General features: G+C 44.9%; 31 protein-coding genes. 30 read left to right on the forward strand and 1 reads right to left on the reverse strand.

What is annotated here, in order from left to right; genetic code table 11:
- The 30 genes from FC14_RS10825 to fabI all read left to right on the forward strand — a co-directional run.
- The coding region (locus FC14_RS10825) for a hypothetical protein (protein ID WP_235804521.1) at window positions 1–417 on the forward strand (417 nt) is incomplete at its 5' end.
- A 264-nt stretch (window positions 418–681) separates the two neighbouring features.
- A complete protein-coding gene (locus tag FC14_RS11040) occupies window positions 682–804 on the forward strand; it encodes a type II toxin-antitoxin system RelB/DinJ family antitoxin (protein ID WP_268872181.1) in 123 nt (40 codons plus the stop codon).
- 554 nt (window positions 805–1,358) lie between these two features.
- Window positions 1,359–1,766 (forward strand): hypothetical protein, encoded by a 408-nt coding sequence (locus FC14_RS07260; RefSeq protein ID WP_056977055.1) that lies wholly within the window; start codon window positions 1,359–1,361, stop codon window positions 1,764–1,766.
- Between the two features lie 57 nt (window positions 1,767–1,823).
- On the forward strand, window positions 1,824–2,222 hold the full coding sequence (gene tnpA / locus FC14_RS07265; RefSeq protein WP_056977056.1) for an IS200/IS605 family transposase: 399 nt from the start codon (window positions 1,824–1,826) through the stop codon (window positions 2,220–2,222).
- Window positions 2,222–3,415, forward strand: a complete 1,194-nt coding sequence (locus tag FC14_RS07270; protein ID WP_056977057.1) for an RNA-guided endonuclease TnpB family protein — start codon at window positions 2,222–2,224, stop codon at window positions 3,413–3,415. Before tnpA ends, FC14_RS07270 begins: the two co-directional genes overlap by 1 nt.
- 167 nt (window positions 3,416–3,582) lie before the next feature.
- Window positions 3,583–3,930, forward strand: a complete 348-nt coding sequence (locus tag FC14_RS07275) for a hypothetical protein (protein WP_056977058.1) — start codon at window positions 3,583–3,585, stop codon at window positions 3,928–3,930.
- 108 nt (window positions 3,931–4,038) lie between these two features.
- The gene (locus FC14_RS10760; protein ID WP_056977059.1) at window positions 4,039–4,293 is read left to right on the forward strand and encodes a FliH/SctL family protein; all 255 of its coding nucleotides are present in this window, start codon (window positions 4,039–4,041) and stop codon (window positions 4,291–4,293) included.
- A 217-nt stretch (window positions 4,294–4,510) separates the two neighbouring features.
- Window positions 4,511–5,311 (forward strand): TIGR00282 family metallophosphoesterase, encoded by an 801-nt coding sequence (locus FC14_RS07285; protein ID WP_056977060.1) that lies wholly within the window; start codon window positions 4,511–4,513, stop codon window positions 5,309–5,311.
- Between the two features lie 17 nt (window positions 5,312–5,328).
- Window positions 5,329–7,923 carry a DNA mismatch repair protein MutS gene (gene mutS, locus FC14_RS07290; protein WP_056977061.1) on the forward strand — a complete coding sequence of 865 codons (2,595 nt, stop codon included), beginning with the start codon at window positions 5,329–5,331 and terminating at the stop codon, window positions 7,921–7,923.
- A 12-nt stretch (window positions 7,924–7,935) separates the two neighbouring features.
- The gene (gene mutL, locus FC14_RS07295; protein ID WP_056977062.1) at window positions 7,936–9,933 is read left to right on the forward strand and encodes a DNA mismatch repair endonuclease MutL; all 1,998 of its coding nucleotides are present in this window, start codon (window positions 7,936–7,938) and stop codon (window positions 9,931–9,933) included.
- A 1-nt stretch (window position 9,934) separates the two neighbouring features.
- Window positions 9,935–10,540 (forward strand): Holliday junction branch migration protein RuvA, encoded by a 606-nt coding sequence (gene ruvA, locus FC14_RS07300; protein WP_050611141.1) that lies wholly within the window; start codon window positions 9,935–9,937, stop codon window positions 10,538–10,540.
- A gap of 9 nt (window positions 10,541–10,549) precedes the next feature.
- Entirely contained in the window at window positions 10,550–11,557 is a 1,008-nt protein-coding gene (gene ruvB / locus FC14_RS07305) for a Holliday junction branch migration DNA helicase RuvB (RefSeq protein ID WP_056977063.1), read from the forward strand.
- A 39-nt stretch (window positions 11,558–11,596) separates the two neighbouring features.
- The gene (queA, locus tag FC14_RS07310) at window positions 11,597–12,625 is read left to right on the forward strand and encodes a tRNA preQ1(34) S-adenosylmethionine ribosyltransferase-isomerase QueA (RefSeq protein WP_333492774.1); all 1,029 of its coding nucleotides are present in this window, start codon (window positions 11,597–11,599) and stop codon (window positions 12,623–12,625) included.
- Window positions 12,626–12,637: 12 nt separating this feature from the next.
- Complete coding sequence (gene tgt / locus FC14_RS07315; RefSeq protein ID WP_050611138.1) at window positions 12,638–13,783, forward strand: tRNA guanosine(34) transglycosylase Tgt; 1,146 nt, start codon at window positions 12,638–12,640, stop codon at window positions 13,781–13,783.
- Window positions 13,784–13,860: 77 nt separating this feature from the next.
- On the forward strand, window positions 13,861–14,220 hold the full coding sequence (gene yajC, locus FC14_RS07320; RefSeq protein ID WP_056977065.1) for a preprotein translocase subunit YajC: 360 nt from the start codon (window positions 13,861–13,863) through the stop codon (window positions 14,218–14,220).
- Between the two features lie 65 nt (window positions 14,221–14,285).
- Entirely contained in the window at window positions 14,286–14,864 is a 579-nt protein-coding gene (locus tag FC14_RS07325) for a sugar O-acetyltransferase (protein WP_056977066.1), read from the forward strand.
- Entirely contained in the window at window positions 14,864–15,721 is an 858-nt protein-coding gene (locus FC14_RS07330; RefSeq protein ID WP_056977067.1) for an alpha/beta hydrolase, read from the forward strand. The genes FC14_RS07325 and FC14_RS07330 overlap by 1 nt, the downstream gene beginning before the upstream one ends.
- A 335-nt stretch (window positions 15,722–16,056) precedes the next feature.
- Window positions 16,057–16,503, forward strand: a complete 447-nt coding sequence (gene fabZ, locus FC14_RS07335) for a 3-hydroxyacyl-ACP dehydratase FabZ (RefSeq protein WP_050611135.1) — start codon at window positions 16,057–16,059, stop codon at window positions 16,501–16,503.
- 75 nt (window positions 16,504–16,578) lie between these two features.
- Window positions 16,579–17,019: a MarR family winged helix-turn-helix transcriptional regulator gene (locus tag FC14_RS07340; protein WP_050611134.1), complete on the forward strand. Its 441-nt coding sequence runs from the start codon at window positions 16,579–16,581 to the stop codon at window positions 17,017–17,019.
- Between the two features lie 20 nt (window positions 17,020–17,039).
- Complete coding sequence (locus FC14_RS07345; RefSeq protein ID WP_056977068.1) at window positions 17,040–18,014, forward strand: beta-ketoacyl-ACP synthase III; 975 nt, start codon at window positions 17,040–17,042, stop codon at window positions 18,012–18,014.
- A gap of 31 nt (window positions 18,015–18,045) precedes the next feature.
- Window positions 18,046–18,288 (forward strand): acyl carrier protein, encoded by a 243-nt coding sequence (locus FC14_RS07350; protein ID WP_050611132.1) that lies wholly within the window; start codon window positions 18,046–18,048, stop codon window positions 18,286–18,288.
- 18 nt (window positions 18,289–18,306) lie between these two features.
- A complete protein-coding gene (locus FC14_RS07355; protein WP_056977069.1) occupies window positions 18,307–19,251 on the forward strand; it encodes an ACP S-malonyltransferase in 945 nt (314 codons plus the stop codon).
- Window position 19,252: 1 nt separating this feature from the next.
- Window positions 19,253–19,984 (forward strand): 3-oxoacyl-[acyl-carrier-protein] reductase, encoded by a 732-nt coding sequence (gene fabG / locus FC14_RS07360; protein ID WP_050611130.1) that lies wholly within the window; start codon window positions 19,253–19,255, stop codon window positions 19,982–19,984.
- A gap of 11 nt (window positions 19,985–19,995) precedes the next feature.
- Window positions 19,996–21,228 carry a beta-ketoacyl-ACP synthase II gene (gene fabF, locus FC14_RS07365; RefSeq protein WP_056977070.1) on the forward strand — a complete coding sequence of 411 codons (1,233 nt, stop codon included), beginning with the start codon at window positions 19,996–19,998 and terminating at the stop codon, window positions 21,226–21,228.
- 1 nt (window position 21,229) lies between these two features.
- Window positions 21,230–21,685, forward strand: coding sequence for an acetyl-CoA carboxylase biotin carboxyl carrier protein (gene accB, locus FC14_RS07370; RefSeq protein WP_056977071.1), 456 nt, complete (start codon window positions 21,230–21,232; stop codon window positions 21,683–21,685).
- Between the two features lie 6 nt (window positions 21,686–21,691).
- Window positions 21,692–22,117, forward strand: coding sequence for a 3-hydroxyacyl-ACP dehydratase FabZ (gene fabZ / locus FC14_RS07375; protein ID WP_050611128.1), 426 nt, complete (start codon window positions 21,692–21,694; stop codon window positions 22,115–22,117).
- 14 nt (window positions 22,118–22,131) lie between these two features.
- Window positions 22,132–23,511 carry an acetyl-CoA carboxylase biotin carboxylase subunit gene (gene accC, locus FC14_RS07380; protein WP_056977072.1) on the forward strand — a complete coding sequence of 460 codons (1,380 nt, stop codon included), beginning with the start codon at window positions 22,132–22,134 and terminating at the stop codon, window positions 23,509–23,511.
- On the forward strand, window positions 23,498–24,355 hold the full coding sequence (gene accD / locus FC14_RS07385) for an acetyl-CoA carboxylase, carboxyltransferase subunit beta (protein WP_056977073.1): 858 nt from the start codon (window positions 23,498–23,500) through the stop codon (window positions 24,353–24,355). Before accC ends, accD begins: the two co-directional genes overlap by 14 nt.
- Complete coding sequence (gene accA / locus FC14_RS07390; RefSeq protein WP_056977074.1) at window positions 24,348–25,148, forward strand: acetyl-CoA carboxylase carboxyltransferase subunit alpha; 801 nt, start codon at window positions 24,348–24,350, stop codon at window positions 25,146–25,148. The genes accD and accA overlap by 8 nt, the downstream gene beginning before the upstream one ends.
- 12 nt (window positions 25,149–25,160) lie before the next feature.
- A complete protein-coding gene (gene fabI / locus FC14_RS07395) occupies window positions 25,161–25,919 on the forward strand; it encodes an enoyl-ACP reductase FabI (protein ID WP_056977075.1) in 759 nt (252 codons plus the stop codon).
- Window positions 25,920–25,976: 57 nt separating this feature from the next.
- On the opposite strand, the gene FC14_RS07400 is transcribed toward fabI, so the two are convergent.
- Window positions 25,977–26,429, reverse strand: a complete 453-nt coding sequence (locus FC14_RS07400) for an acyl-CoA thioesterase (RefSeq protein WP_056977076.1) — start codon at window positions 26,427–26,429, stop codon at window positions 25,977–25,979.
- Window positions 26,430–26,439 lie beyond the last annotated feature (10 nt).

Raw genomic sequence — 26,439 nt, forward strand, 5'->3', positions numbered from 1 at the left:
GACAAGTTAAAGAATCAAGGAGTTAAATTGACCATGGATGAAGAATACGTGGTAATAGACAAAGTGACTGCGAGAGCAACTAAACAATTTAATCAAGAACATGGCATTAATTGTGAGAAGGAAACTTCTATGGAAGAAAATTTCTACCCCCTAGAGAAGAAATCTTCTAGGGTAGAAGTAAACTTCCAGCAAGAAGATAATTTCCAGGGGTTAGAAAATGTTGATAATACTGGGGTAGAAGAAAATTTCATGGGGAAGAATACTTCTAGGGTAGAAAATAATTTCCAGTCTAAGTTAGATAATATTAATTCAATAGTGGATAAGATTATTGTCGGCTTCGCCGACATAATTAAAAATATAAATAAATTAAGTGATTTAAGAACAACTAAGAATTTAATTTCTAATCAATCGGCGTAAGCCGATTAATAATACCACTCTTTAAATAAAGTGGAATATCTAGGCTAGAAAAAAATTTCCTCAGAATGCTAGAAAAAAATTTCCACTAGGAGCTGGGGAAAATGGCTAGGTCTAACAAGTAAGTCAGAAAATACGGTCTGAAAGAAACAGGGTTCGGTATAAATTATTGGTAGGAAAGTATGCGGTTAAAACTAATGTATTGCTGTTGTACGTACTGATGAGTATGATTGACTTAGATAAAATATCTGAAAGGTGGTACTTTATATGGCAGTTAAATCAGCAAATCTTTATGCACGCATTGAGCCAGAGGTGAAAGAACAGGCAGAAAGTATCTTATCGGCGTTGGGTATTCCTGCTTCGAATGCAATTAATATGTTTTATAAGTAAATTATTTTTCAAAAAGGATTACCGTTTGAGGTTATGCTTCCATCTACTCGTCCCGTAGATTTGTCTGCTCTATCAGAAGTAGAACTGGATACCGGACTAGAGAAGGGTTATGCAGATCTACAGGCAGGAAGAGCCAAAGAAGCAAATGTAGTTTTTGCAGATATTCGTAAAGATTATCAGCCGTGATTAGCTAATCAAAATTACGGCTCAAGCGGGCAAGGATATTCGTAATATCTGCTACAGAATCCGTCGCTAAGGTAGTGAGCTTGTTGTGGTAACACGTAAACACTACGATTAGTCGTTAGGATAGATCCAAGGGTTAAGTTCAGTGTGATTAACTGATTGGGTAGTAAAAGGTGCCTAGCGTAAGTGTGGACATCTTTTTTTATGCAATTTATAGAACCTATGTTTTGCTAATTGCTTGAGAAAATGATATTATATTGGTAATGGAACGTATTTTCGAAAACGGTATTTATTGATGGCTTACGAATGTTATCCAAATACTACTACAAACACCAGGATGATACATTGAGCTAGGAAGGGGCAAGGTAACAATGCAGACGGTACAAGCGGCTTTTAGGCAAGCAGATACTGAGGAATTAATTGACGCCTATTTGGCTGAATACCCACTTAGGATGGATGATTTTGCTGATGAGGTAACTATCGGGGAAGCAAAGGCCTTTACGAGAATCAAACTAAGGGAGTATCTCGAGCGCCTAAGAACTTTGCCGGTCAAAGCGGCCACTGAGGGTGAGCATTTGTTTTATGCCTATCATCGACCTAAGGAGGGGATAGCTGAACCTACTTTTGCCTTGGTCTTGCTGACAGAACTTAGGCAAAAAGGAATTAGGGCGGCAGACTATGCCTTTGAGTTTACCCTAAAGGGACGAGAATGCCCCCACTTCTCTAAGTGGGGGATGAATCGCCTTTTTTTGAAGTACTCAGCGCTTCTTTTTTCTTGATTCATTTTAAATTAGATATTATGATTAGTGTATAAATTATAAAAGGTGATAACAACAATGGAATTGGACAAAAATCAACATTCAGTATATTTAATTAATTATCATCTTGTAATGGTAATAAAGTACCGTAGAAAAGTAATATCTGATGAAATATCGGGATACTTAAGGGCTACATTTGAACGGATAGGTATCACTTATGGTGTTGAATTAGTAGAGTGGAATCATGATAAAGACCATGTTCATGTACTTTTTAAATGTACTCCCCAAATCGCCCCTGCTAAATTCATTAATGCATATAAATCAGCTAGTTCAAGGTTAGTTAAAAAGAACTATCCTGAAATACGTCAATATTTGTGGAAGGAAGCTTTTTGGACTAAAAGCTATTGTTTGATTTCCACTGGCGGAGTTTCAAGCGACGTAATCAAGCAATATATTGAAAGGCAAGGTCAAAAATAATGGTTTTAAAAGCGTTCACATTGAGATTATATCCTAATAAAACGCAACGCAATCAAATTCATGTTAATTTTGGTTGTGCTCGTTTTGTGTGGAATCAAATGCTTAATATGCACATTGAACGCTATAAAAACAATAAAAAGGCTAACTTCCAAGGCAGATATTCAATGGATGTCATGCTAAAAGCTTTAAAAATAGAATATCCTTGGTTAAAACAAGCAGAGTCTACGTCTCTTCAAAGAGTAAATCGAGATTTAGACGACGCTTTTCAAAGATTTTTCAATCCTAGCCTTCAAAATGGTTTTCCAAGGTTTAAATCAAAGAAAAACCCCAACCAAAGCTACACTTCTAAATTTGTCAATAATAATATTCAAATTGTAGATGAACATCATATTAAGCTACCTAAATTAGGCTTAGTGTACTTTAAAGCTGGCAGAATATTAAATGGTAAGCTTAGAGCTGTTACAGTTCGTGTTAATTCAAGAAAACAATATCAGGCTAGTATCTTAGTTGAAAGTGAAAACCAAACTTTCAAAAAGACAAAGAAGTCTGTCGGTATTGATTTAGGGTTAAAAAGTCTTACTATCACTTCTGACGGTCAAAAAGAAGATATTCTCAAAGTTGATGATGGGCTAAATAAACAATTAAGAATTTGGGAACGTAAAAAATCTAGACGCTATGAAAATGCTAAAAAAGCTATGGCTTTTGATAAGTATGATAAAGTTTTGTTTCCAAGAACCGATTTAAGTCAATTTCCACGGTATCAGCAAGCAAAACGAACTGTGGCTAAACTTAAGAAACATATTGCTGAACGAAGAAGAGACAATCTACACAAGTTGACAACTAGATTAGTTAAAGATTATGACACTATTGTAGTTGAAAATTTAAGTGTAAAGAACATGATGAAAAATCATCATCTGTCTGCCTCAATTGCTAATGCTGCTTGGGGAACTTTAATTAGTCAGCTTAAATATAAATGTGCATGGTATGGGAAACAATTAATTATCATAGACCCTAAAAATACCAGTCGTATTTGTCATGAATGCAAACACAAAAATCACGAGTTTGATAGCCTTTCTCAGTCAGAATGGCTAGCTACTCGTGAATGGGACTGCCCTAATTGTCATGCGCATCTCGATAGAGATGTAAACGCAGCTAAAAATATCTTAGCTAAAGGATTAGAAACCCTAGCTTAATAATAAATAGGTATGGAACGTACCCTGGTAAAATAGCGGTGACCTCTACCAACTTAGTGAAGAACTAGACTGGCAAGTTTGCCGTGTTCCCAGAATCCCCAACTTCAAACCGTTAAAAAACGAAGTTTTAGGTTAAGTTGGGGTAGTTCAATGACCAATCCGAAATAATGGGCTATTACATTGCCGACAACCGGCTAACCAAGCATTATTTGACGGAGCTATTGGTCTACATCATGTACGAAGCGAGCTTTTTTGGTTTTGAGCAAGAAGATTTGCAGGAAAATTTAGTCGATTTAAAGATCAGGGTGCAAGAGGCAAAAGACTGGGCAACCGCTAAGCAAGCCGAGACTAAGCACGATTTAGATTGGCTTGAAAAACTCGTGAAAGAGGCTGGCATAATTGGCTTTAGTTCCGAGGAAAAAGCCTACCTGGATAAGATAATCGCCTATGAGGGGAAAATTATTGAACACTCTCAACAAACAGAGGTGGAAGAGATTTTAAACAAGCTGGAATAGTTAAAAGGTGCTTATTTTAATACGGGGCAGGTTAGCGACGACTTTACGGCCGCAGTTGATCAGGAATTTAGACGAATCAAGGGAAATGACACCAGAAAGGAATATTATATGAGTATTGAATCAATTCTTACAATGGAAAAAGCCTATGCAAGGCAAGAAGGCTGGGATGAAGGACGCGTAGAGGGAAAAGAAGAAGGACGTGTAGAAGGTCGCGATGAGGCAAGAGAAGAGATAGCCAAAGGGTTAATTGAAGACGCACGCCAAAATCACAAGAATGTAGCTGACTTGCTTGCGACATTAAAGGTCATCTTCAAAGACCAGGCTTACATTGACAAAATGCTAGCCAAGTACTATTACCAGTGAAAAGACTGAGTGAAGCTTGGCAAGCAAGCGCTAAATGAACTAGGCCCCTAACAGCATAACTAGTGCTGCTGGGGGCTATTTTTATGTTCGTATGACTAGAACTTAATCGTAGTATTTTCTAGTTAGCCTGGGCTTTTTGCTTAGGAATCAATTACTGTCAAAGCAAAGAAAAAATGGTAAAATTAACCTTGAGACTATTTTGGAAAGAGGAAAGCAAGTGCGAATTTTATTTGTCGGAGACGTGATGGGCAAGCCGGGCCAGGAGATGTTAAAGCAGTACCTGCCCTTGTTGAAAAGAAAGTACCAGCCCCAAGTGACGATTGTGAACGGGGAAAATGCGACCCGGGGGCGGGGGATTAACGAAAAGGTTTATAAGGAGATTCTCAAGGCGGGGGCCGATGTTTTGACCATGGGTAACCACACTTGGGATAACCCGGAGTTACAAACCTTTATCGGGCGGGCCCCTAAGTTGGTGCGGCCGGCTAATTTTTCGGCAAATAAGGTTCCAGGCCAGGGGTATACGATTATTAAGGTTAACCAGCTGAAATTAGGGGTGGTTAACCTAATTGGGCGGGTCTTTATGAATCCAAGCGACGACCCCTTTGTAATCGGGGAGGCTTTAATTGCCAAGCTTGCTAAGCAGGTTGACGCGATTTTTGTGGACTTTCATGCAGAAACCACCAGTGAAAAGGAAGCCTTTGCCTGGTATTTTGCGGGTAAAGTTAGTGCGGTAGTGGGCACTCATACCCACGTGCAGACCAATGATGCCCGAATTTTACCTGGGGGGACTGCTTACCTAACGGATGTCGGTTTTACCGGACCTTATGACGGAATTTTGGGCATGAAACGCGCCAATGTGATTGAGCGCTTTTTAACCCAGATGCCGACGCGCTTTGAGGTCGACACTGAAAGTCAGACGACCTTGGGGGCTTGTTTAATTGAGGTAGATGATGCCAGCGGGAAGGCTAAGTCGATTCAGACGATTCAGATTAACCCCGACCACCCCTGGTTAGATTAGGAAGAGAGGATTAAGAGATGGCAAAAAAGAAGGTCACACCGATGATGGAACAGTATTTGGCGGTCAAAAAGCAATACCCAGACGCCTTTTTGTTCTATCGACTTGGTGACTTTTATGAAATGTTTTATGATGACGCGATTAAGGGTTCCCAGCTATTAGAGCTAACACTAACGCAGAGAAATAAGAACTCGCTAGAACCAATCCCAATGTGTGGGGTGCCCCACCATGCGGCTAAAAACTACATTGATATTTTGGTCGATAAGGGCTACAAGGTGGCAATCTGTGAACAGATGGAAGACCCTAAGCTGGCCAAAGGGATGGTTAAGCGGGAAGTGGTTCAGTTGGTGACGCCGGGGACCATTATGGATGAAGGGGCTAGCCAGGCTAAGTCTAACAACTACTTGACAGCCTTACACGAACAAGCAGGCCAGCTAGGGTTTGCCTACGTTGACTTATCAACTGGTGAATTGAAGTCAACGGTCGTTAACAACCTTGCTAGCCTGCAAAATGAAATTTTGAGTTTACACACAAAAGAAATTGTGGTCGATCAAAGTCTTAGCGCTCAAACTAAGGAGTTATTAGCTAAGTTAAAGATTTTGAGTTCCCACCAAGATGACTACCAAGCCCAAGCGGAGTTTAGTTTCATTAGCCAGGACCTGCATGAAGCCAGTGAGATTGAGGCGGTGATGCACCTGTTAATGTATTTAAAGGTGACCCAAAAACGAGCTTTGGCGCACTTACAAAAGGCAGTCCATTATGAACCAGCTAACTACTTGAAACTAGACCACTATGCTAAGCGCAACCTGGAATTACTGGTCAATAGTCGGACCAATAAGAAGTCAGGGACGCTGTTGTGGTTACTAGATGCAACTAAGACGGCCATGGGGGGCCGCTTATTAAAGCAGTGGTTGGAACGGCCCTTGTTAAACCAAGCTGAAATCGAAGCGCGCTTGGAGTTAGTAGCAATCTTAAAGGATAACTTCTTTGAACGGTCTAGTTTGCAAGAAAGCCTAAGTAAAGTTTACGACCTGGAACGGTTAGCAGGCCGGGTAGCCTTTGGAAACGTCAACGGCCGGGATTTACTCCAACTAAAAACCTCCTTGATGGAAGTTCCGCAAATTCGCTATGTCTTAGAACAACTAGCAGGTAAACAATTTGCCGACCTCCTGGCTAAGTTAGACCCACTAGAAGAGGTGGTTGATTTAATTGACCGAGCGATTGTGGATGAACCACCAATCTCGGTGACCGACGGTAACTTAATCAAGGCTGGTTATGACCCTAAGCTTGATGAATACCAAGACGCCATGAAAAATGGTAAGTTATGGTTAGCCCAGCTGGAAGCAAGTGAACGGGAGTTGACCGGGATTCATAACTTAAAGATTGGTTTTAACCGGGTCTTTGGCTATTATATCGAGGTTACCAAGGCTAACCTAGCTAAGTTGCCTAAGGATCGCTACCAGCGTAAGCAAACCTTAACTAACGCCGAACGCTTCATTACCCCAGAGTTGAAGGAAAAAGAAGACTTGATCTTAGGGGCAGAAAGCAAGGCCTACGAACTAGAATACCAGTTATTCGTAGCGGTGCGCGACCAAATTAAAGACCAGATTAAACGCCTGCAAAGCTTGGCGCAGGCTTTGGCTAAGTTAGACGTGTTGCAAAGTTTTGCGGTGGTCAGTGAAGACGCCCACCTAGTGCGGCCAACTTTTACCAGTGACAAGAGTTTAGTCATCAAAGATGGCTTCCACCCGGTGGTTGAAAAAGTCGTGGGCCGGCAATCCTATGTCCCCAACGATATTATTATGTCACCAACTAAGCAGATTTTACTGGTGACGGGTCCGAATATGTCTGGGAAGAGTACCTACATGCGCCAGCTAGCCTTGACGGTGATCATGGCCCAAATTGGTTGCTTTGTCCCGGCTAGTCAAGCAGCCTTGCCAATCTTTGATCAAATTTTTACCAGGATTGGGGCAGCTGATGACTTGATTTCTGGGGAGTCAACTTTTATGGTGGAAATGAAAGAAGCCAATGAAGCCCTGCAAAATGCTAGCGAAAATAGTTTGCTTTTGTTTGATGAAATCGGCCGGGGAACGGCGACCTACGACGGGATGGCATTAGCCCAGGCTATCATCGAGTACGTCCACGATAAGGTGAAGGCCAAGACGGTCTTTTCTACCCACTACCACGAGCTAACCGACCTCGAGCAAACCCTTGCCCACTTAGAAAATATTCACGTGGGGGCGGTCGAAAAAGACGGTCAGCTAGTCTTTTTACACAAGGTCGAAGCTGGTCCTGCGGACAAGTCCTACGGGATTCACGTAGCTAAATTAGCGGGGATGCCTTCCGAGTTACTCACACGGGCCGACAAGATTTTAACCAAGTTAGAGGCCCATAAGCAAGACCAAGTTTCGCCGGCCGCTAAGCCAGAAGAACTAATCAAAGAAGAAGGCCAACTGTCTTTGTTTGCCGAAGAAACACCGGTTGAACCAAAGGCTAAGCCGGTTTCTAAGCAAGCTGATAAGGTGCTTAAGGAGCTTGGCCAACTTAACTTGATGGCCTTAACTCCGATGGAGGTAATGAACGCCGTTTACAAGTGGCAGCAGGAATTAGAGTAAGGGAGTGATTAGATGGGGCGGATTCATGAACTAAGTGACATTTTAGCCGACCAGATTGCGGCTGGTGAAGTCGTCGAACGTCCAGCCTCAGTGGTCAAGGAGTTAGTCGAAAATGCCTTAGACGCTCATAGTAGTCAAATTGATATCTACGTTGAAGAAGCGGGCTTAAAGTCAATCCAGGTGATTGATAACGGCGAAGGAATTAGTCAAGCCGACGTCTTGATTGCCTTTCGCCGGCATGCTACCAGTAAAATTACCGACCGGGCCGACTTATTTAAGGTAAAAACCTTGGGCTTTCGGGGTGAGGCCTTGCCAAGTATTGCCTCAGTTAGTCACGTTAGTTTAGAAACAAGCACCCAAGCCGAAAGTGCTGGTTCGCTAGTGGAGATTAAGGGCGGCGAGTTAATCAAACAACAACCTAGCTCTGCTAGGAACGGGACGAAGATTACGGTGACGGACCTCTTCTTTAACACACCCGCCCGGCTTAAATATTTAAGTTCGCGGGCCACGGAATTGGCCAACATTTCCGACATTGTTAACCGCCTAGCCTTAAGTCACACGGACGTGGCCTTTAGCCTGGTTAGCGATGGCAAAACCATCTTTAAAACTGCGGGCAATGGTAACTTGAAGCAGGCGGTAAGTGCCATTTACGGCTTAACCAGTGCCCGCCAAATGATTGAGTTTAGTGGGGCAGATGCTGATTTTGCCGTTAGTGGCTTAATTTCTTTACCGAAGTTAACCCGGGCGGCCCGGTCTTACATTAGCCTCTTGATTAACGGCCGCTACATTAAAAACTTTCGGATTAGTAAGGCGGTTGTAGCCGGTTATGGTTCCAAGTTAATGGTGGGCCGCTATCCGCTGGCGGTGGTTAATATCAAGTTAGACCCCCTTTTAGTCGATGTTAATGTCCACCCGACCAAGCAAGAAGTGCGGATTAGTAAGGAAGAACAGCTGGAATTTTTACTCACTAAGGCCGTCAGTCAAGCCTTAAGCCAGGAAAATTTAATCCCTAACGGCTTAGAAAACCTGGCGGGAAAAAAAGCTAAGCAGCAGTTGGATTTTAAGCAACTAGAGATTGGCTTAAATGAAACTAAGGGGGCCTATCAGTTTAAAAACCAACCCCCAGCCCTGCCTAAAAAGCCAGCCCTTAATAAAGAGGTTACCCAGGCCTTGTTAGGCCAAGGCCAGGAAAAAAGCAGCCCCAAAACGGTCGTTAAACCAGCGGCGTTAATCATTACCGATAAGGCTCAGCTAAAGCAGGCTGCAGTAAAAAACTGGGACGAACGCTACCAACAACCAACCACGCCGCCTAAGGACCTGCAGCTTGAAGAAGCGGAAGTGGCGCCAACTGAGGCGGCTGCAGCTGTTGACGAAGAAGCCAGTCCGGCTGAAACAGTGCGCTTTCCTAACCTGGTTTACATCGGGCAGTTTCATGGGACCTACCTTTTAGCCCAAAGTGACGATGGCTTGTATATTATCGATCAGCACGCCGCCCAGGAACGGCGCAATTATGAGTATTACCGCCAGGCAATCGTTAAGGTCGGACAGGCCCAACAGGAATTGCTAGTGCCCATTGTGTTGACCTACCCAACTAGCGAGAGTTTGAAGTTAAATCAACACTTAGGCGACCTGCAAGCCTTAGGGGTCAAGTTAGAGGACTTCGGGCAAAATACTTACATCATCCGCTCCCACCCAGCCTGGTTTAAGGCGGGGCAAGAAGAAGCCACGATTCGGGAAATGATTGACTACCTGTTGACCGACCAAAAGCTAACCTTGGCACAATTTAGGGAAAAAACGGCGATTATGATGAGTTGTAAGCGGGCCATTAAGGCTAACCAGCACCTAGATGATAGGCAGGCTAAGGAATTATTAGCTAAGTTAGCCACCTGTGAAAATCCCTTTAACTGCCCTCATGGCCGGCCAACGGTGGTTAAGCTTAGTCCCAAGGACTTAGAGCACATGTTTAAACGGATTCAAGATTCACACCAAAGTAAAAGAAAAGAGTGGTAGTATGTACGAATACATTAACGGAAAAATTACAGACGTTAGTCCTTACCACATTGTTGTAGAAAACAATGGGCTAGGTTATTTGGTTTACGTGGCCAACCCCTTTTCTTACCAAGTGGAAAGCCAACAAAAAGTCTACCTCTACCAAGCGGTGCGGGATAACGATATTTCCCTATATGGTTTTAAAAATAAGGTTGAAAAGCAACTATTTCTAAAACTCTTAAACGTATCGGGGATTGGGCCTAAGAGTGCCTTAGCTATTTTGGCTAGCGATGACCTAAGTGGCCTAGTTACTGCTATTAATAACGATGACGACGGCTACTTAGTCAAGTTCCCAGGGATTGGTAAGAAGACGGCTAAGCAAATTATCTTGGACCTCAAAGGGAAGTTGGCCGACCTAGGTAACTTAGACCAACTCCAAGGCCAACAAGGCTTAGCCCTTGACTTAGCGGCTGAAAATCAGTATGTCACTGAAAGCCTCGAAGCCCTGTTAGCTTTAGGCTACACTAAAACCGAGCTTAAAAAGCTTAAGCCTAAGCTGCTTGACTACCAAGCCAGCTCGACTGATGAATACCTCCGCTATGGTTTGAAACTATTAATGAGAAAGTAAGGTGACGCTATGGAACACGACGAACGCTTAATTAGCAGCGATGAGTTAGCGGCTGATTTCACAGACGACTTAACCTTGCGGCCCAAATTTTTAGACCAATACATCGGGCAAAGTCGGCTCAAACAAGAAATAGCCGTCTACATTCAAGCAGCCAAGAGTCGCCAGGAATCACTGGACCACGTCTTATTGTATGGCCCGCCGGGCTTAGGAAAAACCACCTTAGCCACCATTATTGCTAACGAAATGGGGGTTAACATCAAGACTACCACTGGGCCAGCGATTGAACGGCCAGGTGATCTAGTTGCCTTGCTGAATGATTTAGACGTGGGCGACGTCTTGTTTATTGACGAAATCCACCGCCTACCTAAAAACGTCGAGGAAATCCTTTATTCGGCGATGGAAGATTACTTTATCGATATTATCGTGGGCCAGGATGCCACTGCGCACCCGGTACATTTTCCCTTGCCGCCCTTTACCCTAATCGGGGCGACGACTAAAGCCGGGATGCTTTCTGCGCCACTACGGGCTCGCTTTGGGATTGTCGGCCACATGAATTACTATAGTGAAGCCGAATTAAGCCAGATTGTCCTTAGGTCGGCGGAGGTGTTCACGACTAATATAAATGAAGACGGGGCCCATGAGATTGCCCGCCGGTCACGAGGGACGCCGCGGATTGCCAACCGCCTCTTAAAACGGGTGCGCGACTTTGCCCAGGTGGCGGCTAAGGCGGAAATCGATAAGGAAATTGTTGATTACGCCCTCAACCTCCTGCGGGTTGATAGTAAAGGCCTAGACGAAACCGACCGCAAGCTACTGACAACCATGATTAAGCTCTATCACGGCGGTCCGGTTGGTTTGAATACGATTGCGGCTAATATCGGGGAAGAAACGGATACGATTGCCGATATGGTAGAACCCTACCTCTTACAGATTGGCTTTTTAAAGCGGACTCCGAGAGGCCGGGTGGTAACCAAGGCGGCCTATGACCACTTAGGCCTTGAAATGACTAATGATTAACTAAATAAAGAAGGTATTATTTTGACAAAACAAGCACACTTGACAACCGAAGACTTTGACTATGACTTACCCCAAGAATTGATTGCCCAAACCCCACTAGAAAAACGGGATCATTCCCGGATGCTGGTTTTGGACTCAAAGACTGGGGAAATGAAGGATGATGTTTTTTATAACGTTATCGACCAGTTAAATCCTGGTGACGCCTTGGTGATGAACGATTCCCGGGTGATGCCAGCTAGAATTTATGGGGTCAAACCCGATACTGGTGGCCACGTGGAAGTCTTACTCTTAAACAACACTAAGGGCGACGAATGGGAAACCTTGGTCAAGCCGGCTAAGCGGGCCAAGGTGGGGACTAAGCTTTCTTTTGGTGACGGCAAGTTGATGGCAACCGTAACTAAGGAATTAGAACACGGGGGCCGGCTGATTGAGTTTGAATACGACGGCATCTTTTTAGAAATTTTAGATCAATTAGGGGAAATGCCACTACCACCTTACATCAAGGAAAAGTTGGATGACCCTGAAATGTACCAAACAGTCTACTCCCGTGAAGTTGGGTCTGCCGCCGCACCAACGGCCGGCTTACACTTCACCAAGGAATTGTTAACTAAAATTGAAGCTAAGGGGGTAAAACTAGTCTACTTGACCTTGCACGTAGGCCTGGGAACCTTTAGACCGGTTAGTGTCTCCAACGTTGAAGATCATAAGATGCACAGTGAATTTTACCGGCTAACTGAAGAGGCCGCCCAAACTTTAAACGAAGTCAGGGCAAATGGCGGCCGGATTGTCGCAGTCGGGACGACCTCAATTCGGACCTTGGAAACAATTGGTAGCAAGTTTAATGGTGAAATCAAGGCCGATAGTGGGTGGACGGACATCTTTATTTGGCCTGGCTATGACTGGAAGGTAGTGCAAGCCTTTATCACCAACTTCCACTTGCCTAAGTCAACTTTAGTCATGCTTGTGGCAGCCTTTACGGGCAGGGACACCATCCTTAATGCCTACAAGCATGCGGTAGCAGAAAAGTACCGCTTCTTTAGCTTCGGCGACGCGATGTTTATTAAGTAGAAAGGAATTTTTATGACGACACCAGCAGTTACTTACAACCTAATAAAAAAAGATAAGCACACTGGCGCCCGCTTGGGACAAATCACGACCCCCCACGGAACCTTTGACACGCCAATGTTCATGCCGGTTGGGACCCAGGCTTCGGTTAAGGCGATGGCCCCAGAGGAACTAAAGGAAATGGGCGCCGGGGTAATTTTAGCTAACACCTACCACCTCTGGTTGCGACCTGGGGAAGATTTAGTTGAGGAAGCCGGTGGCTTGCACCAGTTTATGAACTGGGACCAAGGAATTTTGACGGATTCCGGGGGCTTTCAAGTCTTTTCCTTAGCAGAGTTGCGCAACATTACCGAAGAGGGGGTTCACTTTAAAAACCACCTCAACGGTCAAAAGCTCTTCTTGTCTCCAGAAAAGGCGATTGCGATTGAAAATGCTCTTGGAGCCGACATCATGATGAGTTTTGACGAGTGCCCGCCTTTCTTTGAAAGTTATGACTACATTAAAAAGTCGATTGAAAGAACGAGCCGCTGGGCCGAACGGGGACTTCGGGCCCATAAAAATCCCCAAACTCAAGCCCTCTTTGGAATTGTTCAGGGGGGAGGACACAAGGCCTTGCGGGAACAAAGCGCCCGGGACCTGGTTTCCTTAGACTTCCCAGGTTATTCAATTGGGGGCTTGTCGGTGGGTGAATCCAAGGCGGAAATGAACCACGTCTTAGACTTTACCACCCCACTTCTGCCGGAAAATAAGCCCCGTTACCTAATGGGGGTCGGCTCACCTGATGCCTTAATTGATGGGGTAATCCGCGGGGTGGATATGTTTGACTGCGTATTGCCAACCCGGATTGCAAGAAACGGGACTTGCATGACCTCTAAGGGCCGCTTGGTGGTTAAAAATGCCAAGTACGCTCGGGACTTTAGGCCACTAGATGAAAAGTGTAACTGTTATGCCTGCAGGAACTACACGCGCGCCTACATCCGCCACCTGCTAAAGACGGATGAAATCTTTGGCTTGCGCTTGACTAGTTACCATAACCTTTACTTCCTCTTAGATTTGATGCGCAAGATTCGGGCGGCTATCAAGGAAGACCGACTCTTAGATTTCCGGGCAGAATTTTTTGAAGAATACGGCCTCAACAAGGAAAACCGGAAAAATTTCTAAGCTTTACTTAAAGTTCCTAGTAATCACTTAGTTTTTTTGTTAAAGTATTAATTAGATTATATTAAGGAGTGACCGAAATGGTTTTAGGAGCAGGAATAGCTGGCTCATATTCAACAATTTTAATGTTTGTGGTCTTTATCGCCTTGATGTATTTCATGATGATTCGTCCACAAAAGAAACAACAAGAAAAGCGTCAAGAAATGATGAATGGTCTAAAGAAGGGTGACGAAGTCGTAACCATCGGTGGGTTACACGGGGTAATTGACGAAGTTAACCAAGCAGACAAGACCGTAACCCTTGATTGTGACGGGGTTTATTTAGTCTTTAACCTAGCCGCAGTCGGCCGAGTAGTTCCAGCTAAGAGCACTGCTGCTAAGGAAGAAACAGTGGTTGCGACGGACGCTGAAAAAACAGACGAACCAAAGGAAGATAAGTAAGGGGTGCGCCTCTTATTTGTGTGGTGAGGGCCAACGAGCACTCACCTTTTTTTATGAGGTAATTTATGGAACAAGACTTAATCAAAAGAGTGCAAGCAATTACTAATGCAGGCAAACTTTACTATGACTATAATGAAGAGATTGACTTGGCTCGGGACTATTCCTTTAAGATTTGTCGCCAGTACAATGACTTAGTCCAACATCAAAATGAGTACCACTACGAACTACTAGCCGGCTTGTTTGCCCATCTAGGGAAAAATGTCAGGATTGAGGCAAACTTTTTGACCGAATTTGGTTTTAATTTGTCCGTTGGCGATAACGTCACCATTTTGCAAGACGTTTCTTTAATTGACTGCACTTTTGTGACGATTGGTAATAACGTCGTAATCGGCCCCCATTGTGGGATTTATACGGCTAACCACGCCGAAGACCCCAAGTTACGGGCCAATCACTACTGTTATGAACGGCCGATTGTTATCGAAGATGACGTCGTAATCGGTGGCGGGTCCGTTATCGCCCCGGGGGTTAAAATTGGCGCCGGTAGCATCGTGCAAGCAGGGAGCGTGGTGGTTAAGGATTTGCCCGCTAATAGCTTTTGTTTAGGCGATCCTTGTCAAGCAATCAGAAAGTTGAGGGAAGATTAATGACGGAAAGATGGCGCAAGTTCTTAGTGATAGGGGCGAGCTTATTTGTTTTGCTTGCCGGCGGTTTTTTAGTAATCCGTCAAGGCATCTGGCATGCTAACGCTAAAAAGTACCGCCAATCCCAGGTCCCGACCTTGTATCTGCATGGTTACGGGAGTAGTTATAAGGCGGAAGAAAGTCTGGTTAAGGCGGCCTTAAATAGTGGGGCTAGCAGTGGGGTGATTCGAGCTAACGTTAGCAAGAGTGGCAAGGTTAGCTTAAAGGGCAAATTTACGGCCAACGTCAATAACCCCTTAGTCGAGGTGAATTTTGTCGACAACAAAAATGGTAACTACCACCAAGATGGGGTCTACCTAAAGGCGGTGGTAGAAAAATTACAGGCCCGCTATCAAATTAAGCAGTTTAACGTGGTAGCCCACTCAATGGGCAACATGGCGGTTGCCTATTACCTCTTAGACAATGGTCAGGATAAAAAACTACCGCGTCTAAACAAGCAGGTGAGTCTAGCCGGCCACTACAACGGCATCTTAAATTATGATGCCCCTAAGGACGCTAGCTTAAGAAAAGACGGGGCACCTAAAGTGCAAACCAATAGTTACCAAGCATTATTGCCCCTCAAAAAGCGCTACCCGAAGCAAGTAGCCGTCTTAAATATTTATGGTGACCTAAATGACGGGAGTCACTCTGACGGCCGGGTGGCTAATGCTTCTTCTAAGTCCTTGGCCTACCTGGTGGCCGACCGAGCTGCTAGTTACCAGGAGCTAGTAATTAAGGGCAAAGGGGGGCAACACAGTCGGTTACATGAAAATCGGCGGGTGGCCCAGCGAATAGTCAACTTTTTGTTTTTAAAAAGTTAACCTAATTAGATTAAAAAATAATAAGAATTTTGCTAATCAAAGTAAACTGAAAAAGTATTCACAAATTGTGGGTGCTTTTTTATTAGTTTAAATTTATCTTTAAATAAAATTGTCCCAAGAAATCAAAAGATTTGAATCTTGACCTAACCTTGGCTAAATCCCAAAAACGAATGATTTTTAAAGATAGTTTGATTGATAGACTAAAATTTTAGAAGTAATAAATAGCAGGTGCCTGCTAAAATAGGAAATGTTGACATCTTTTTTAGAATGTAATATTATTTGCCTATCGAATATTTTGATGTTCGAAATAAATTTGAATAAGTGAGGTGACAAGTGTGAGAGTAATGGATGCACAAGAAATCATGGACTTGATCCCTAACCGCTACCCAATTTGTTACATTGATTACGTGGATGAGATTAAGCCAGGCGAGAGTATTGTCGCAACAAAGAACGTGACGATTAACGAAAGTTATTTTGAAGGTCACTTTCCAGGTAATCCGGTCATGCCCGGGGTCTTAATCATCGAAACTTTGGCGCAAGCAGCGTCGATTTTGATTTTGAAGTCACCCGAATTTTTAGGGAAGACGGCCTACCTAGGATCGGTTAAGAATGCGAAATTCCGGCAAATGGTCCGGCCCGGTGATGTTTTGAAACTTGAAATTAAAATGGTTAAGAAACGGGCTAACATGGGCATCGTCGAAACCGCAGCACTTGTTGATGGTAAGAAAGCTTGTACGGCGGAATTGATGTTTATAGTCGAGGAGCGCACCGAAAAAATTTAGGACGAAAGACTTATTTCTTGTTATAATTTTGATGTTCAAACTATTCGGTTAACTAGGGTAAGGCGGTAGTATAGAATGAATGAAAGAGATAAAGCTATCAATGACTCACTAGTAAGAATATATAGTGGCATCATGTGGATTGAAGAAAACGAATTACGCAAGAGTAAGTTTAACGACTTAACCATGCGGGAAATGCACGCAATTCATGCTATTTCGATGTATGACCATAAGTCAGCGTCTGAAGTGGCCAAGGAATTGCACCTAACTCCAGGGACCTTGACTGCGATGGTTGATCGCCTTGTGCGGAAGGGGTATGTTAAGCGCCTAAGGTCTGAGGATGATCGGCGGGTGATTAGGTTGGGGTTAACCAAGAAGGGCCGGGTTATCTACCGGGCTCACGAGGCATTCCATAATATGATGGTGAGAAGTTTCCTAAAAGATCTAGATGCTACAGAGATTAAGACGATTGAAAAAGCTCTGTGGAATTTAGAACAGTTCTTACGTGAACATTCTTAATTTCGAGGAGATCAGGAAGTTTGGAAAAGGTTAAAATAATACAAACCGCCCACTATGTCCCTGACTTGGTTGTTAGTAATGATGATTTAAGTCAAATCATGACAACTTCCGATGAGTGGATTAGTAAGCGGACCGGGATTAAGCGCCGGCACGTGAGTCTTGGCGAAAACACCTCGGACTTATGTACTAAAGTTGCGAGTGATTTGCTAGCCCAAAGCGGTTGGCAGGCTAGTCAATTAGACTTAATCATTGTAGCAACCATGTCACCGGATGCTTATACCCCTGCGACCGCCGCAATTGTTCAAGGCAATATTGAAGCAACAAATGCCTTTGCCTTTGACTTAGCAGCCGCTTGTTCAGGTTTTGCCTACGCCTTTGAGGTTGCCAGCCAGTTTATCACAACTGGCCGAGCTAAAAAGGTGATGGTCCTTGGAGGAGAAGTCTTATCCAAGGTGGTTGACTGGCAAGACCGGACGACGGCCGTCTTGTTCGGGGACGGGGCCGCCGGGGTCTTGCTAACTGAAAGTGACGACCAAGCGGCCATCCTCGCTTCGGACTTACAAACCTTTGGAAGCGACGCTGCTAAGTTAAGCGCAGGCTTAAACCAGCCGCTAACAAGCTTTGGTGACTTTAAACCTAAGCAAATCTCGGCCTTTGCGATGGACGGACATGCGGTTTATAACTTTGCTACCAGGGAGGTGCCGGCCTCTTTGAAGCGGGCTTGCCACCAAGCTGGTCTTGAGTTAGCAGAGGTTGACCACTTTATTTTGCACCAGGCTAACGAGCGCATCATCAAGGCAATTGCCAAGCGCTTGAAACTGCCCCTCAGCAAGTTTGCGGTCAATATCAGCGAGTATGGCAACACCTCTGCGGCAAGCGAACCAATCTTGTTAGATGAATTAGTGAAACAAAACAAAGTAAAACGCGGCCAAATTATTGCCCTAAGTGGTTTTGGGGGCGGGTTGACCGTGGGAACACAAATTATTAGATACTAAACTTAAGTGAATTTAAAGGAGCAAATTAATTATGACTGAAGCAGAAATTTTTGACAAAGTAAAAGAAATCGTAGTGGATCAATTAGATGTAGACGAAGCAGATGTAACCTTAGCTGCCGACATCAAAGAAGATTTAGACGCTGACTCATTAGATGTTTTTGAAATCATGAACGAATTAGAAGATGACCTTGACATCAAGCTTGAAGCAGACGAAAACGTTAAGACCATCCAAGACGTGGTTAACTACGTTAAAAAAGAAGTCGACGCAAAATAAGTTAGGGTGTGACCTTGAATGGAAAAATTAGTCTTATTATTTTCTGGACAGGGTGCGCAGTATAGTGAAATGGGGCTGGACTTGTATCAAACTGATTCCTTATTTAAGGAAAAAATTGACCAAGCCAGTCAGGCCAGTGGCTTAGACCTTGTCGAAATCTTGGCAAATAAAGCCGGCCAACTAGAAAAAACAGCCTACGTCCAGCCAGCCTTAGTGGCGGTCAGTTTGGGAATCTACGCTATGTTAGCCCGTGATTTTGACTTAGACATTAGGGGAATGGTTGGCTTATCCTTGGGTGAATACGGGGCCTTAATGGCTAGTGGTGCCTTGGATTTTGAAGCCGGTATGGCGCTGTTAAAAGATCGGGGTGCTTACATGCAAGCCGATGCGGATGCTAACGAAAGTATGCTAGCAGCCGTTTTAGGCCCCGATGTTGCCCAGGTAGAGGCAGTCTGCCGAGCAATAAGCACGGCAGCTAATCCGGTTGGAATCGCCAATTACAACTCACCTAAGCAAGTCGTAATCGGGGGCAGTCCCCAGGCGGTTTTAAAGGCAAGTGAAGAATTAACAACAGCTGGTGCGGCCAAAAAAGTAGTGCCGTTGAAGGTAAGCGGGGCGTTTCATACCCCGCTTTTTAAAAATAGTAGCCACAAACTAGCCGCACGTCTAGAGGCGGTTACCTTTAAAGAACCAGCGGTAACGGTGGTAAGTAACACCTTAGGCCAACCATTCACAAAAGCTAACCTAGCAGAAACTTTAAGTAAGCAGGTGTGCCTACCAACTCACTTTGCAGATTGTGTCAAGTATTTATTAGCAACTAAGGAAGTTTCCGGGGTCCTAGAAATTGGCCCGGGAGAAACCTTAAGTAAATTTGTTAAGCAAATTGACCGAAAGTTGGCCCGCTATCATATTGAAGATTTAGCGACTTACCAAGCTTTCGGGGAAAAACTAAGAGGTAATTAAAGTGGATTTAAAAGAAAAAGTCGTATTTATCTCCGGTTCTTCAAGGGGGATTGGTCAAGCGATTGCGCAAGCCTTTGCCAAAGCCGGTAGTAATGTGATTTTGAATGCGAGAACAGCAGTTAAGCCAGAACTAGTTGCCCAGATTGAAAGCTACGGGGTGAAAGCTGCGGTGGTCTTGGGGGACATTTCCCAAGCTAGTGACGTAAAACGAATGGTTAAGGAAGCTTACGCAGCTTTTGGTCAAATTGATATTTTGGTTAATAATGCCGGTATCACCAACGATAAGCTGCTGATTGGCATGAAGGAAGCCGACTTTGCCAGCGTAATTGACGTTAACTTAAAGGGAACCTTCTTGATGAGTCAAGCTTTCCTAAAGAAGATGTATAAACAAAAAGCCGGGGTCATCATTAACCTTGCCAGTGTCATCGGCTTGCATGGTAACGTTGGCCAGGCTAATTATGCCGCAAGTAAGGCCGGGGTTATCGGTTTAACCAAAAGCCTCGCTAAGGAAGGGGCTTTGCGCAATATTCGCGCTAACGCCATCGCTCCTGGCATGATTGTCAGCGACATGACGGCCGTCTTAAGTGATAAGGTCAAAGCAGATATCATGACTGAAATTCCCCTTAAACGGTTTGGTCAGGCTGATGAAGTTGCTCAAACGGCGGTCTTCTTGGCGCAAAACGATTATATTACCGGCCAGGTAATAACTGTTGATGGTGGAATGACAATCTAGGAGTGATTAAGATGACAAGAGTAGTAATTACAGGGATGGGTACAGTTAGTCCGATTGGTAATGATACCGCCAGCTTTGTAGAAAATTTAATGGCAGGTAAACTAGGAATTACTGAGATTACTAAGTTTGATGCGAGCGCAACTGGAATTAGTGTTGCCGGCGAGGTTAAGGATTTTGATCCTAAGTTACGCTTGGGTAAAAAGGCGGCTAAGCGGATGGACCTCTACTCCCAATACGCTGTCCACACTGCCCTCGAAGCCTTAGAACAAGCAGGTATTAATGAAGAAAATACCGACCCTTATGACATGGGAGTGATTATCGGTTCCGGGATTGGGGGTTTAACCACCATCCAAGAACAAGTAATCAAGATGCACGAAAAGGGCCCTAAGCGGGTTTCACCTATGTTTGTCCCTACGGCTATCGCCAACATGGCCGCCGGTAACGTTGCGATTTTTGCCAACGCTAAAAATATCTGTACGGCCGTCGTAACTGCTTGTGCTTCCGCAACCAACGCGATTGGGGAAGCCTACCGCCAAATTAAGGAAGGGCGGGCGCAAGTGATGTTAACCGGGGGGGCAGAAGCCTCTGTGAATGAAATTGGGATTGCGGGTTTTGCAGCCTTAACCGCCTTATCAACGCAAACTGACCCTAAGCTGGCTTCATTACCATTTGACAAGGACCGGTCCGGGTTTGTCTTGGGTGAAGGAGCTGCCACCTTAGTGCTTGAAAGCGAAGAACATGCTAAAAAGCGGGGCGCTAAGATTTTAGGGGAAGTTGTCGGCTACGGGGCAACCTGTGATGCCTTCCACATCACCTCCCCAGACCCATCAGGTGAAGGGGCGGCCCGGGCAATGCAGGCTGCCATTGCTGAAGCCGGCATTAAGCCTGACCAGGTCGGCTACATTAACGCCCACGGAACTGCTACCCATGCCAACGATGAAGGCGAAGCTAAGGCGATTAACCTCGTCTTTGGCAAGGACAGCAAGGTACTAGTCAGTTCAACCAAGTCAATGACGGGTCACCTTTTAGGGGCAGCCGGTGCAATCGAAGCCGTTGCCACCGTAGCTGCTTTACAAATGGGTAAGTTACCAGCTAATATTGGATTAGCTAACCAAGATGAAAAGTGCCAAGTTAACCTGGTAACGCAAAACGCACAAGCCGCCGAGATTGAATATGCCATCAGTAATTCATTAGGATTTGGTGGTCATAACGCGGTTGTTGCATTTAAAAAGTGGAGTGAGTAAATTGGATTTTAAAGAAATCAAGGAATTAATGGCCGAATTTAATGAGTCGCCGATGCGGGAACTAGAAATTGAAACCGATGGCTTTCATATTCATTTAAGTAAGAATGAAAATACGTTTAAGCCCCAGGTTGTAACAACTTCTTCGCTACCAGCTCCTCAAGCTGAAACGCCAAGTCCAAGTTCAAAGGTTGAGGAAGCTAGCGAGCAAGCACAGGCGGCTAACTACATCAAGGCGCCAATGGTAGGAAGTATTTACCTCCAACCAGCCCCCGATAAAGAAGCCTATGTTTCAGTTGGAACTAAGGTGCATAAAGGCGACGTGGTTTGCATCATCGAGGCCATGAAGATGATGACCGAAATTAAGTCAGAAGTCGATGGCATTATTACTAAGGTATTAGTAACTAATGAGGAGTTGGTTGAATTTGATCAACCACTCTTTGAAGTTCAGGAAGGTTAAGGTAAGATGGTTTTAGACGTAACAGAAATTCAAAAAATCATTCCCCACAGGTACCCCATGCTCTTAATTGACCGGGTAGAGGAATTAGAAGCAGGTAAGCGGGCGGTCGCAATTAGAAACGTCACCGCCCATGAACAGGTCTTTAATGGCCACTTTCCAGGTAACCCCGTCTTACCTGGGGTGTTGATTGTGGAAGCAATGGCCCAAACAGGAGCCGTAGCCCTCTTATCAATGGATGAATTTAAGGGCAAGACGGCTTACTTTGGGGGCATTAAAGAAGCAAAGTTTAGAAAGGTTGTCCGCCCAGGCGATACTTTAAGAATTGAAGTGACCTTAGAAAAGATTCGCAACAATGTCGGCTTGGGTAAAGCGATTGCCACGGTTGCTGGCAAAAAGGCATGCACAGCCGAATTAACCTTTATGATTGGCTAGATAGGTGGTAAGAAATGTTTTCAAAAGTTTTAGTTGCTAACCGCGGGGAAATAGCGGTTCGGATCATCCGTTCTTTAAAAGAATTAGGTATCAAGTCAGTTGCTATCTATTCGACGGCCGACCGTGAAAGCTTGCACGTTCAGTTGGCAGATGAAGCGGTCTGTGTTGGGACGGCCCGACCACAGGATTCATATTTAAATATGCAAAATATCCTGGCTGCAGCTGTTGGAACTGGGGCAGAAGCAATCCATCCCGGTTTTGGCTTCTTGTCTGAAAACAGCCGCTTTGTGGAAATGTGTGAAGCTTGTGGCTTGACCTTTATCGGGCCTAAGTCACAAACTATTGAATTAATGGGGAATAAGGCCAACGCCCGGATGCAAATGCAGGCAAGTAACGTTCCGGTTATCCCCGGTAGTGACGGCTTTATCTCAGATGTAACTGAGGCTAAGGCGGTAGCTAAAAAAGTTGGCTACCCGGTGTTGTTAAAGGCTGCTGCCGGTGGTGGCGGTAAGGGAATTAGACGTGTTAACGATGAAGATGAGTTAACGACGGCCTTTGAAGAGGCACGCCGGGAGGCTCAAAACGGTTTTGGTGATAACCGGATGTACTTGGAAAAAATCATGGAAAATGTTAAACACATTGAGGTGCAGATTTTCCGTGACCAGGCCGGCCATACGGTATATTTCCCAGAACGGGATTGTTCCGTTCAAAGAAGTAAGCAAAAGATGATTGAAGAAAGTCCCTGCTCGGCAATTACACCTGCGCAAAGAAAAGAACTGGGCCAAATTGCCGTGCGGGCTGCTAACGCGATTGATTACCTAAATACAGGGACCATCGAATTTTTAATGGATAGCGAGCATCATTTCTATTTCATGGAAATGAATACCCGCATTCAAGTTGAACATACGGTAACAGAAATGGTTACAGGAATTGATTTGGTTAAAGCCCAGGTGAAGGTGGCCTCTGGTGAGGATTTACCTTTCAAGCAAGCAGATATCAAGGCGAATGGCTATGCAATCGAATGTCGAATTAACGCCGAAGATCCGGCCAAAAACTTCATGCCCTCTGTCGGTAAGGTCAAGTACCTTTACTTCCCCGTTGGCAACCTAGGGATGCGGATTGACTCTGACTTGTATTCAGGGCTAGTAATTCCGCCTTACTATGACTCGATGATTGCCAAGGTGATTGCCTTAGGCCACGACCGGCACGAGGCAATCGAAAAGGTTAAGCGCCTTTTAAACGAGATGGTAATTTTAGGGATTACGACCAACCAAGCCATTCACCTAGACATACTCCAGGCACCAACTTTCTTAAAAGACCAGGTAACCACCGATTATCTGGAGAGAGAGTTTTTGCCTAAGTGGAAGGAAGGGTTAGATAGTGCAACTGTTTGATGAATTAAAGACCTTAGGCCATAAACACGTTAAGGCCAACAAGGCGGCCCAACAAAAGGTTCCGACCGGCTTGTGGATTTCTTGTCCTAAGTGTCACCAATCCTTTTATCATAAAGACTTGGGGCGCTACCAAGCCTGTCCTTCTTGCCAGTATGGCTTTCGAATTACCGCCCGGGAACGGTTGGAGTGGCTGGTGGATGATTTCACTGAATTAGATGACCAGCTGCAAACTAAAGATCCCTTGGACTTTCCTGGCTACCAAGCAAAGTTAGCCAAGGCCCAGGCCAAAACCAAACTAAACGATTCGGTCTTGACCGGGCTAGCTAAAATTGGCCAGACTAGCTTTGCTTTAGGAATTATGGACCCACAATTTATCATGGGGTCTTTGGGAACAATAACCGGTGAAAAAATTACCCGCCTCTTTGAAGAAGCTACCAGGAAAAACTTGGCGGTGGTCTTATTTACCGCTTCGGGTGGGGCCAGGATGCAGGAAGGGATTTTCTCTTTAATGCAGATGGCTAAGGTGTCACAGGCGGTCAAAAACCATGCCAACGCTGGTTTATTTTACCTAACGGTCTTAACCGACCCAACTACCGGGGGGGTAACTGCTAGTTTTGCCATGCAAGGTGATATTATCTTGGCAGAACCCCACGCCCTAGTGGGCTTTGCCGGTAAACGGGTGATTGAACAAACCATTCACCAGCGGGTCCCAGAAGACCTACAGGCTGCAGAAACGGTCCTAAAAGAAGGCTTTGTAGACGCAATTGTGCCTAGGGCTAAGCAAAAAGAGACGATTGCCTTTTTATTAGCCACCAACCAAAAAGGGGGACTAACTAATGGTTAGTTTATTTGAACGCAAGCAAAAGGTAGCTAAGAGTGCGGCCGAAGTTGTTAAGGCCGCCCGGTCTGAAGATAAGATTACCGCGCCTGAGTTAATCAAGGGGATTTTTGATGATTTCTTTGAACTGCATGGCGACCGGACCGGGGCAGATGATCCGGCCATCATTGGCGGTATCGGCTACTTAGGCGGCCAGGCGGTAACGGTGATTGCGATTGATAAGGGCAAAACGCCTGAAGAACGGATTGCCAAACACTTTGGGGGACCAACTCCGAATGGCTATCGCAAGGCCTTACGTTTGATGAAGCAAGCTGAAAAATTCAAGCGGCCGGTGATTACCTTAATTAACACCGCGGGGGCCTATCCGGGCCGGACTGCCGAAGAAGGCGGTCAGGGGCAAGCAATTTCCCAAAACCTGTTAGCAATGAGTGACTTAAAAGTTCCAATTATTGCCGTGATTTTTGGTGAAGGCGGTAGTGGGGGGGCCTTAGCACTAGCGTTAGCCGATAAGGTTTATATGCTGGAAAACAGCATGTATACCGTCCTTTCGCCGGAAGGCTTTGCTTCCATTTTGTGGAAGGATAGTCGGCGGGCTGATGAGGCTGCTGAGGTCATGCAAGTGACCCCGAAATCCTTATTGAAACAAGGGGTAATTGAAGGGATTATTGAGGAACCAAGTTCTCACAAAAAAGTAATTAAAAATGTTGCCCGGGTATTAACGACTCAGTTGGAGCCGCTACTGGCCCTAAGTTGTCGGGAATTAATTGCCAGACGGCAAGCACGTTTTAGGAAATTTTAAGGAGGAAATCACATGGGTGATTTGTTAACTGGAAAAAAGATTTTAGTCATGGGCGCTGCTAACAAGCGCTCAATTGCATGGGGCTGTGCGCAAATGATGATGGAACAAGGAGCGCAGCTGATTTTCACTTACCAAAATGAACGCTTAAAGAAGGGCTTACATAAATTGGTGGCAGATGAAAATGCCTTAATCGAGTGTGATGTCGCTTCTGATGAGAGTTTACAAACAGCTTTTGCAACAATTAAAGACCGGTTTGGGAAAGTAGACGGAATTGTACATGCGATTGCCTTTGCCCCTAAGGACGCCTTGGGTGGCGACATTATGAATGCTAGGCGGCAAGACTTTGCGATTGCCCAAGATATTTCTGCTTACTCGTTACTAGCAGTTGCTAAGTACGGGCAGGCGATCTTGAATAACCCTGCAAGTATTGTAACCTTGACTTATTTTGGGTCAGAACGGGCCGTACCAAACTATAACGTGATGGGGGTAGCCAAAGCTTCTCTGGAAGCTGTTGTTCGCTACCTGGCTAGAGATATGGCTAAGTACGGGGTCCGGGTTAACGCAATCTCTGCCGGTGCGGTTAAGACTTTAGCGGTAACAGGAATTAAGGGGCACTCAGAACTTTTAGAAATGTCTGAGGAACGGACTGTTGACGGTCAGTCAGTGACGACTAGAGAAATTGGGGGAACTTGTGCTTTCTTGATGTCAGACTTGGCTACCGGTGTAGTCGGCGATACCATTTACGTTGATAAGGGTGTTCACCTAGTTTAAAGAAAACATTAAAGTGGGGTCAAACTGGTTTTAGTTAGCCGGTTTGACCCCACTTATTTAGTCTGCCTTAAGGTTAGCGACTAAGGCTTGATAAAAGTCTGGGTTGGTCTTTTTTAAATTGACGATGTTACCGGCCTTAGTGGTAAAACAGTGGCTTGACTCGGCCAGGCAGACGACGGTTTGGTCAGGCAGCGTCATCCGGTAGCCTAAGACTAGGCGGACACCGGAAAATTGCTTGACTGTTACGGTGATGCTGATGACGTCGGCAAAGGTCGTTGGGGCCTTGTAGTCACATTTGACGCTTACAACCGGAGAAATTAGCCCGCTAGCCTCTATTTTTTCGTAGGGAAAGCCGATGCAAGCCAAGAAGGCGACCCGGGCTTCTTCCATCCAGCGGATGTAATTAGAGTGGTGGCTGATTTGCATTTGGTCGGTTTCATAGTATTGAACTGTGTGTTGGTAGGGGGCTATAATACCTTCTAAGTATACAGATGAAATATACAAAATCATCTAGATACTT

It is taken from the genome of Ligilactobacillus agilis DSM 20509 (assembly GCF_001436215.1).
Taxonomy (GTDB): Bacteria; Bacillota; Bacilli; order Lactobacillales; family Lactobacillaceae; genus Ligilactobacillus; species Ligilactobacillus agilis.

Bases quoted from the DNA above. Each gene is read 5' to 3' on its own strand.
- FC14_RS11040 (WP_268872181.1), top strand. From the start codon at position 682: ATGGCAGTTAAATCAGCAAATCTTTATGCACGCATTGAGCCAGAGGTG.
- FC14_RS07260 (WP_056977055.1), top strand. From the start codon at position 1,359: ATGCAGACGGTACAAGCGGCTTTTAGGCAAGCAGATACTGAGGAATTA.
- tnpA (WP_056977056.1), top strand. From the start codon at position 1,824: ATGGAATTGGACAAAAATCAACATTCAGTATATTTAATTAATTATCAT.
- FC14_RS07270 (WP_056977057.1), top strand. From the start codon at position 2,222: ATGGTTTTAAAAGCGTTCACATTGAGATTATATCCTAATAAAACGCAA.
- FC14_RS07275 (WP_056977058.1), top strand. From the start codon at position 3,583: ATGGGCTATTACATTGCCGACAACCGGCTAACCAAGCATTATTTGACG.
- FC14_RS10760 (WP_056977059.1), top strand. From the start codon at position 4,039: ATGAGTATTGAATCAATTCTTACAATGGAAAAAGCCTATGCAAGGCAA.
- mutS (WP_056977061.1), top strand. From the start codon at position 5,329: ATGGCAAAAAAGAAGGTCACACCGATGATGGAACAGTATTTGGCGGTC.
- mutL (WP_056977062.1), top strand. From the start codon at position 7,936: ATGGGGCGGATTCATGAACTAAGTGACATTTTAGCCGACCAGATTGCG.
- ruvA (WP_050611141.1), top strand. From the start codon at position 9,935: ATGTACGAATACATTAACGGAAAAATTACAGACGTTAGTCCTTACCAC.
- ruvB (WP_056977063.1), top strand. From the start codon at position 10,550: ATGGAACACGACGAACGCTTAATTAGCAGCGATGAGTTAGCGGCTGAT.
- tgt (WP_050611138.1), top strand. From the start codon at position 12,638: ATGACGACACCAGCAGTTACTTACAACCTAATAAAAAAAGATAAGCAC.
- yajC (WP_056977065.1), top strand. From the start codon at position 13,861: ATGGTTTTAGGAGCAGGAATAGCTGGCTCATATTCAACAATTTTAATG.
- FC14_RS07325 (WP_056977066.1), top strand. From the start codon at position 14,286: ATGGAACAAGACTTAATCAAAAGAGTGCAAGCAATTACTAATGCAGGC.
- FC14_RS07330 (WP_056977067.1), top strand. From the start codon at position 14,864: ATGACGGAAAGATGGCGCAAGTTCTTAGTGATAGGGGCGAGCTTATTT.
- FC14_RS07340 (WP_050611134.1), top strand. From the start codon at position 16,579: ATGAATGAAAGAGATAAAGCTATCAATGACTCACTAGTAAGAATATAT.
- FC14_RS07350 (WP_050611132.1), top strand. From the start codon at position 18,046: ATGACTGAAGCAGAAATTTTTGACAAAGTAAAAGAAATCGTAGTGGAT.
- FC14_RS07355 (WP_056977069.1), top strand. From the start codon at position 18,307: ATGGAAAAATTAGTCTTATTATTTTCTGGACAGGGTGCGCAGTATAGT.
- fabF (WP_056977070.1), top strand. From the start codon at position 19,996: ATGACAAGAGTAGTAATTACAGGGATGGGTACAGTTAGTCCGATTGGT.
- fabZ (WP_050611128.1), top strand. From the start codon at position 21,692: ATGGTTTTAGACGTAACAGAAATTCAAAAAATCATTCCCCACAGGTAC.
- accC (WP_056977072.1), top strand. From the start codon at position 22,132: ATGTTTTCAAAAGTTTTAGTTGCTAACCGCGGGGAAATAGCGGTTCGG.
- accA (WP_056977074.1), top strand. From the start codon at position 24,348: ATGGTTAGTTTATTTGAACGCAAGCAAAAGGTAGCTAAGAGTGCGGCC.
- fabI (WP_056977075.1), top strand. From the start codon at position 25,161: ATGGGTGATTTGTTAACTGGAAAAAAGATTTTAGTCATGGGCGCTGCT.
- FC14_RS07400 (WP_056977076.1), bottom strand. From the start codon at position 26,429: ATGATTTTGTATATTTCATCTGTATACTTAGAAGGTATTATAGCCCCC.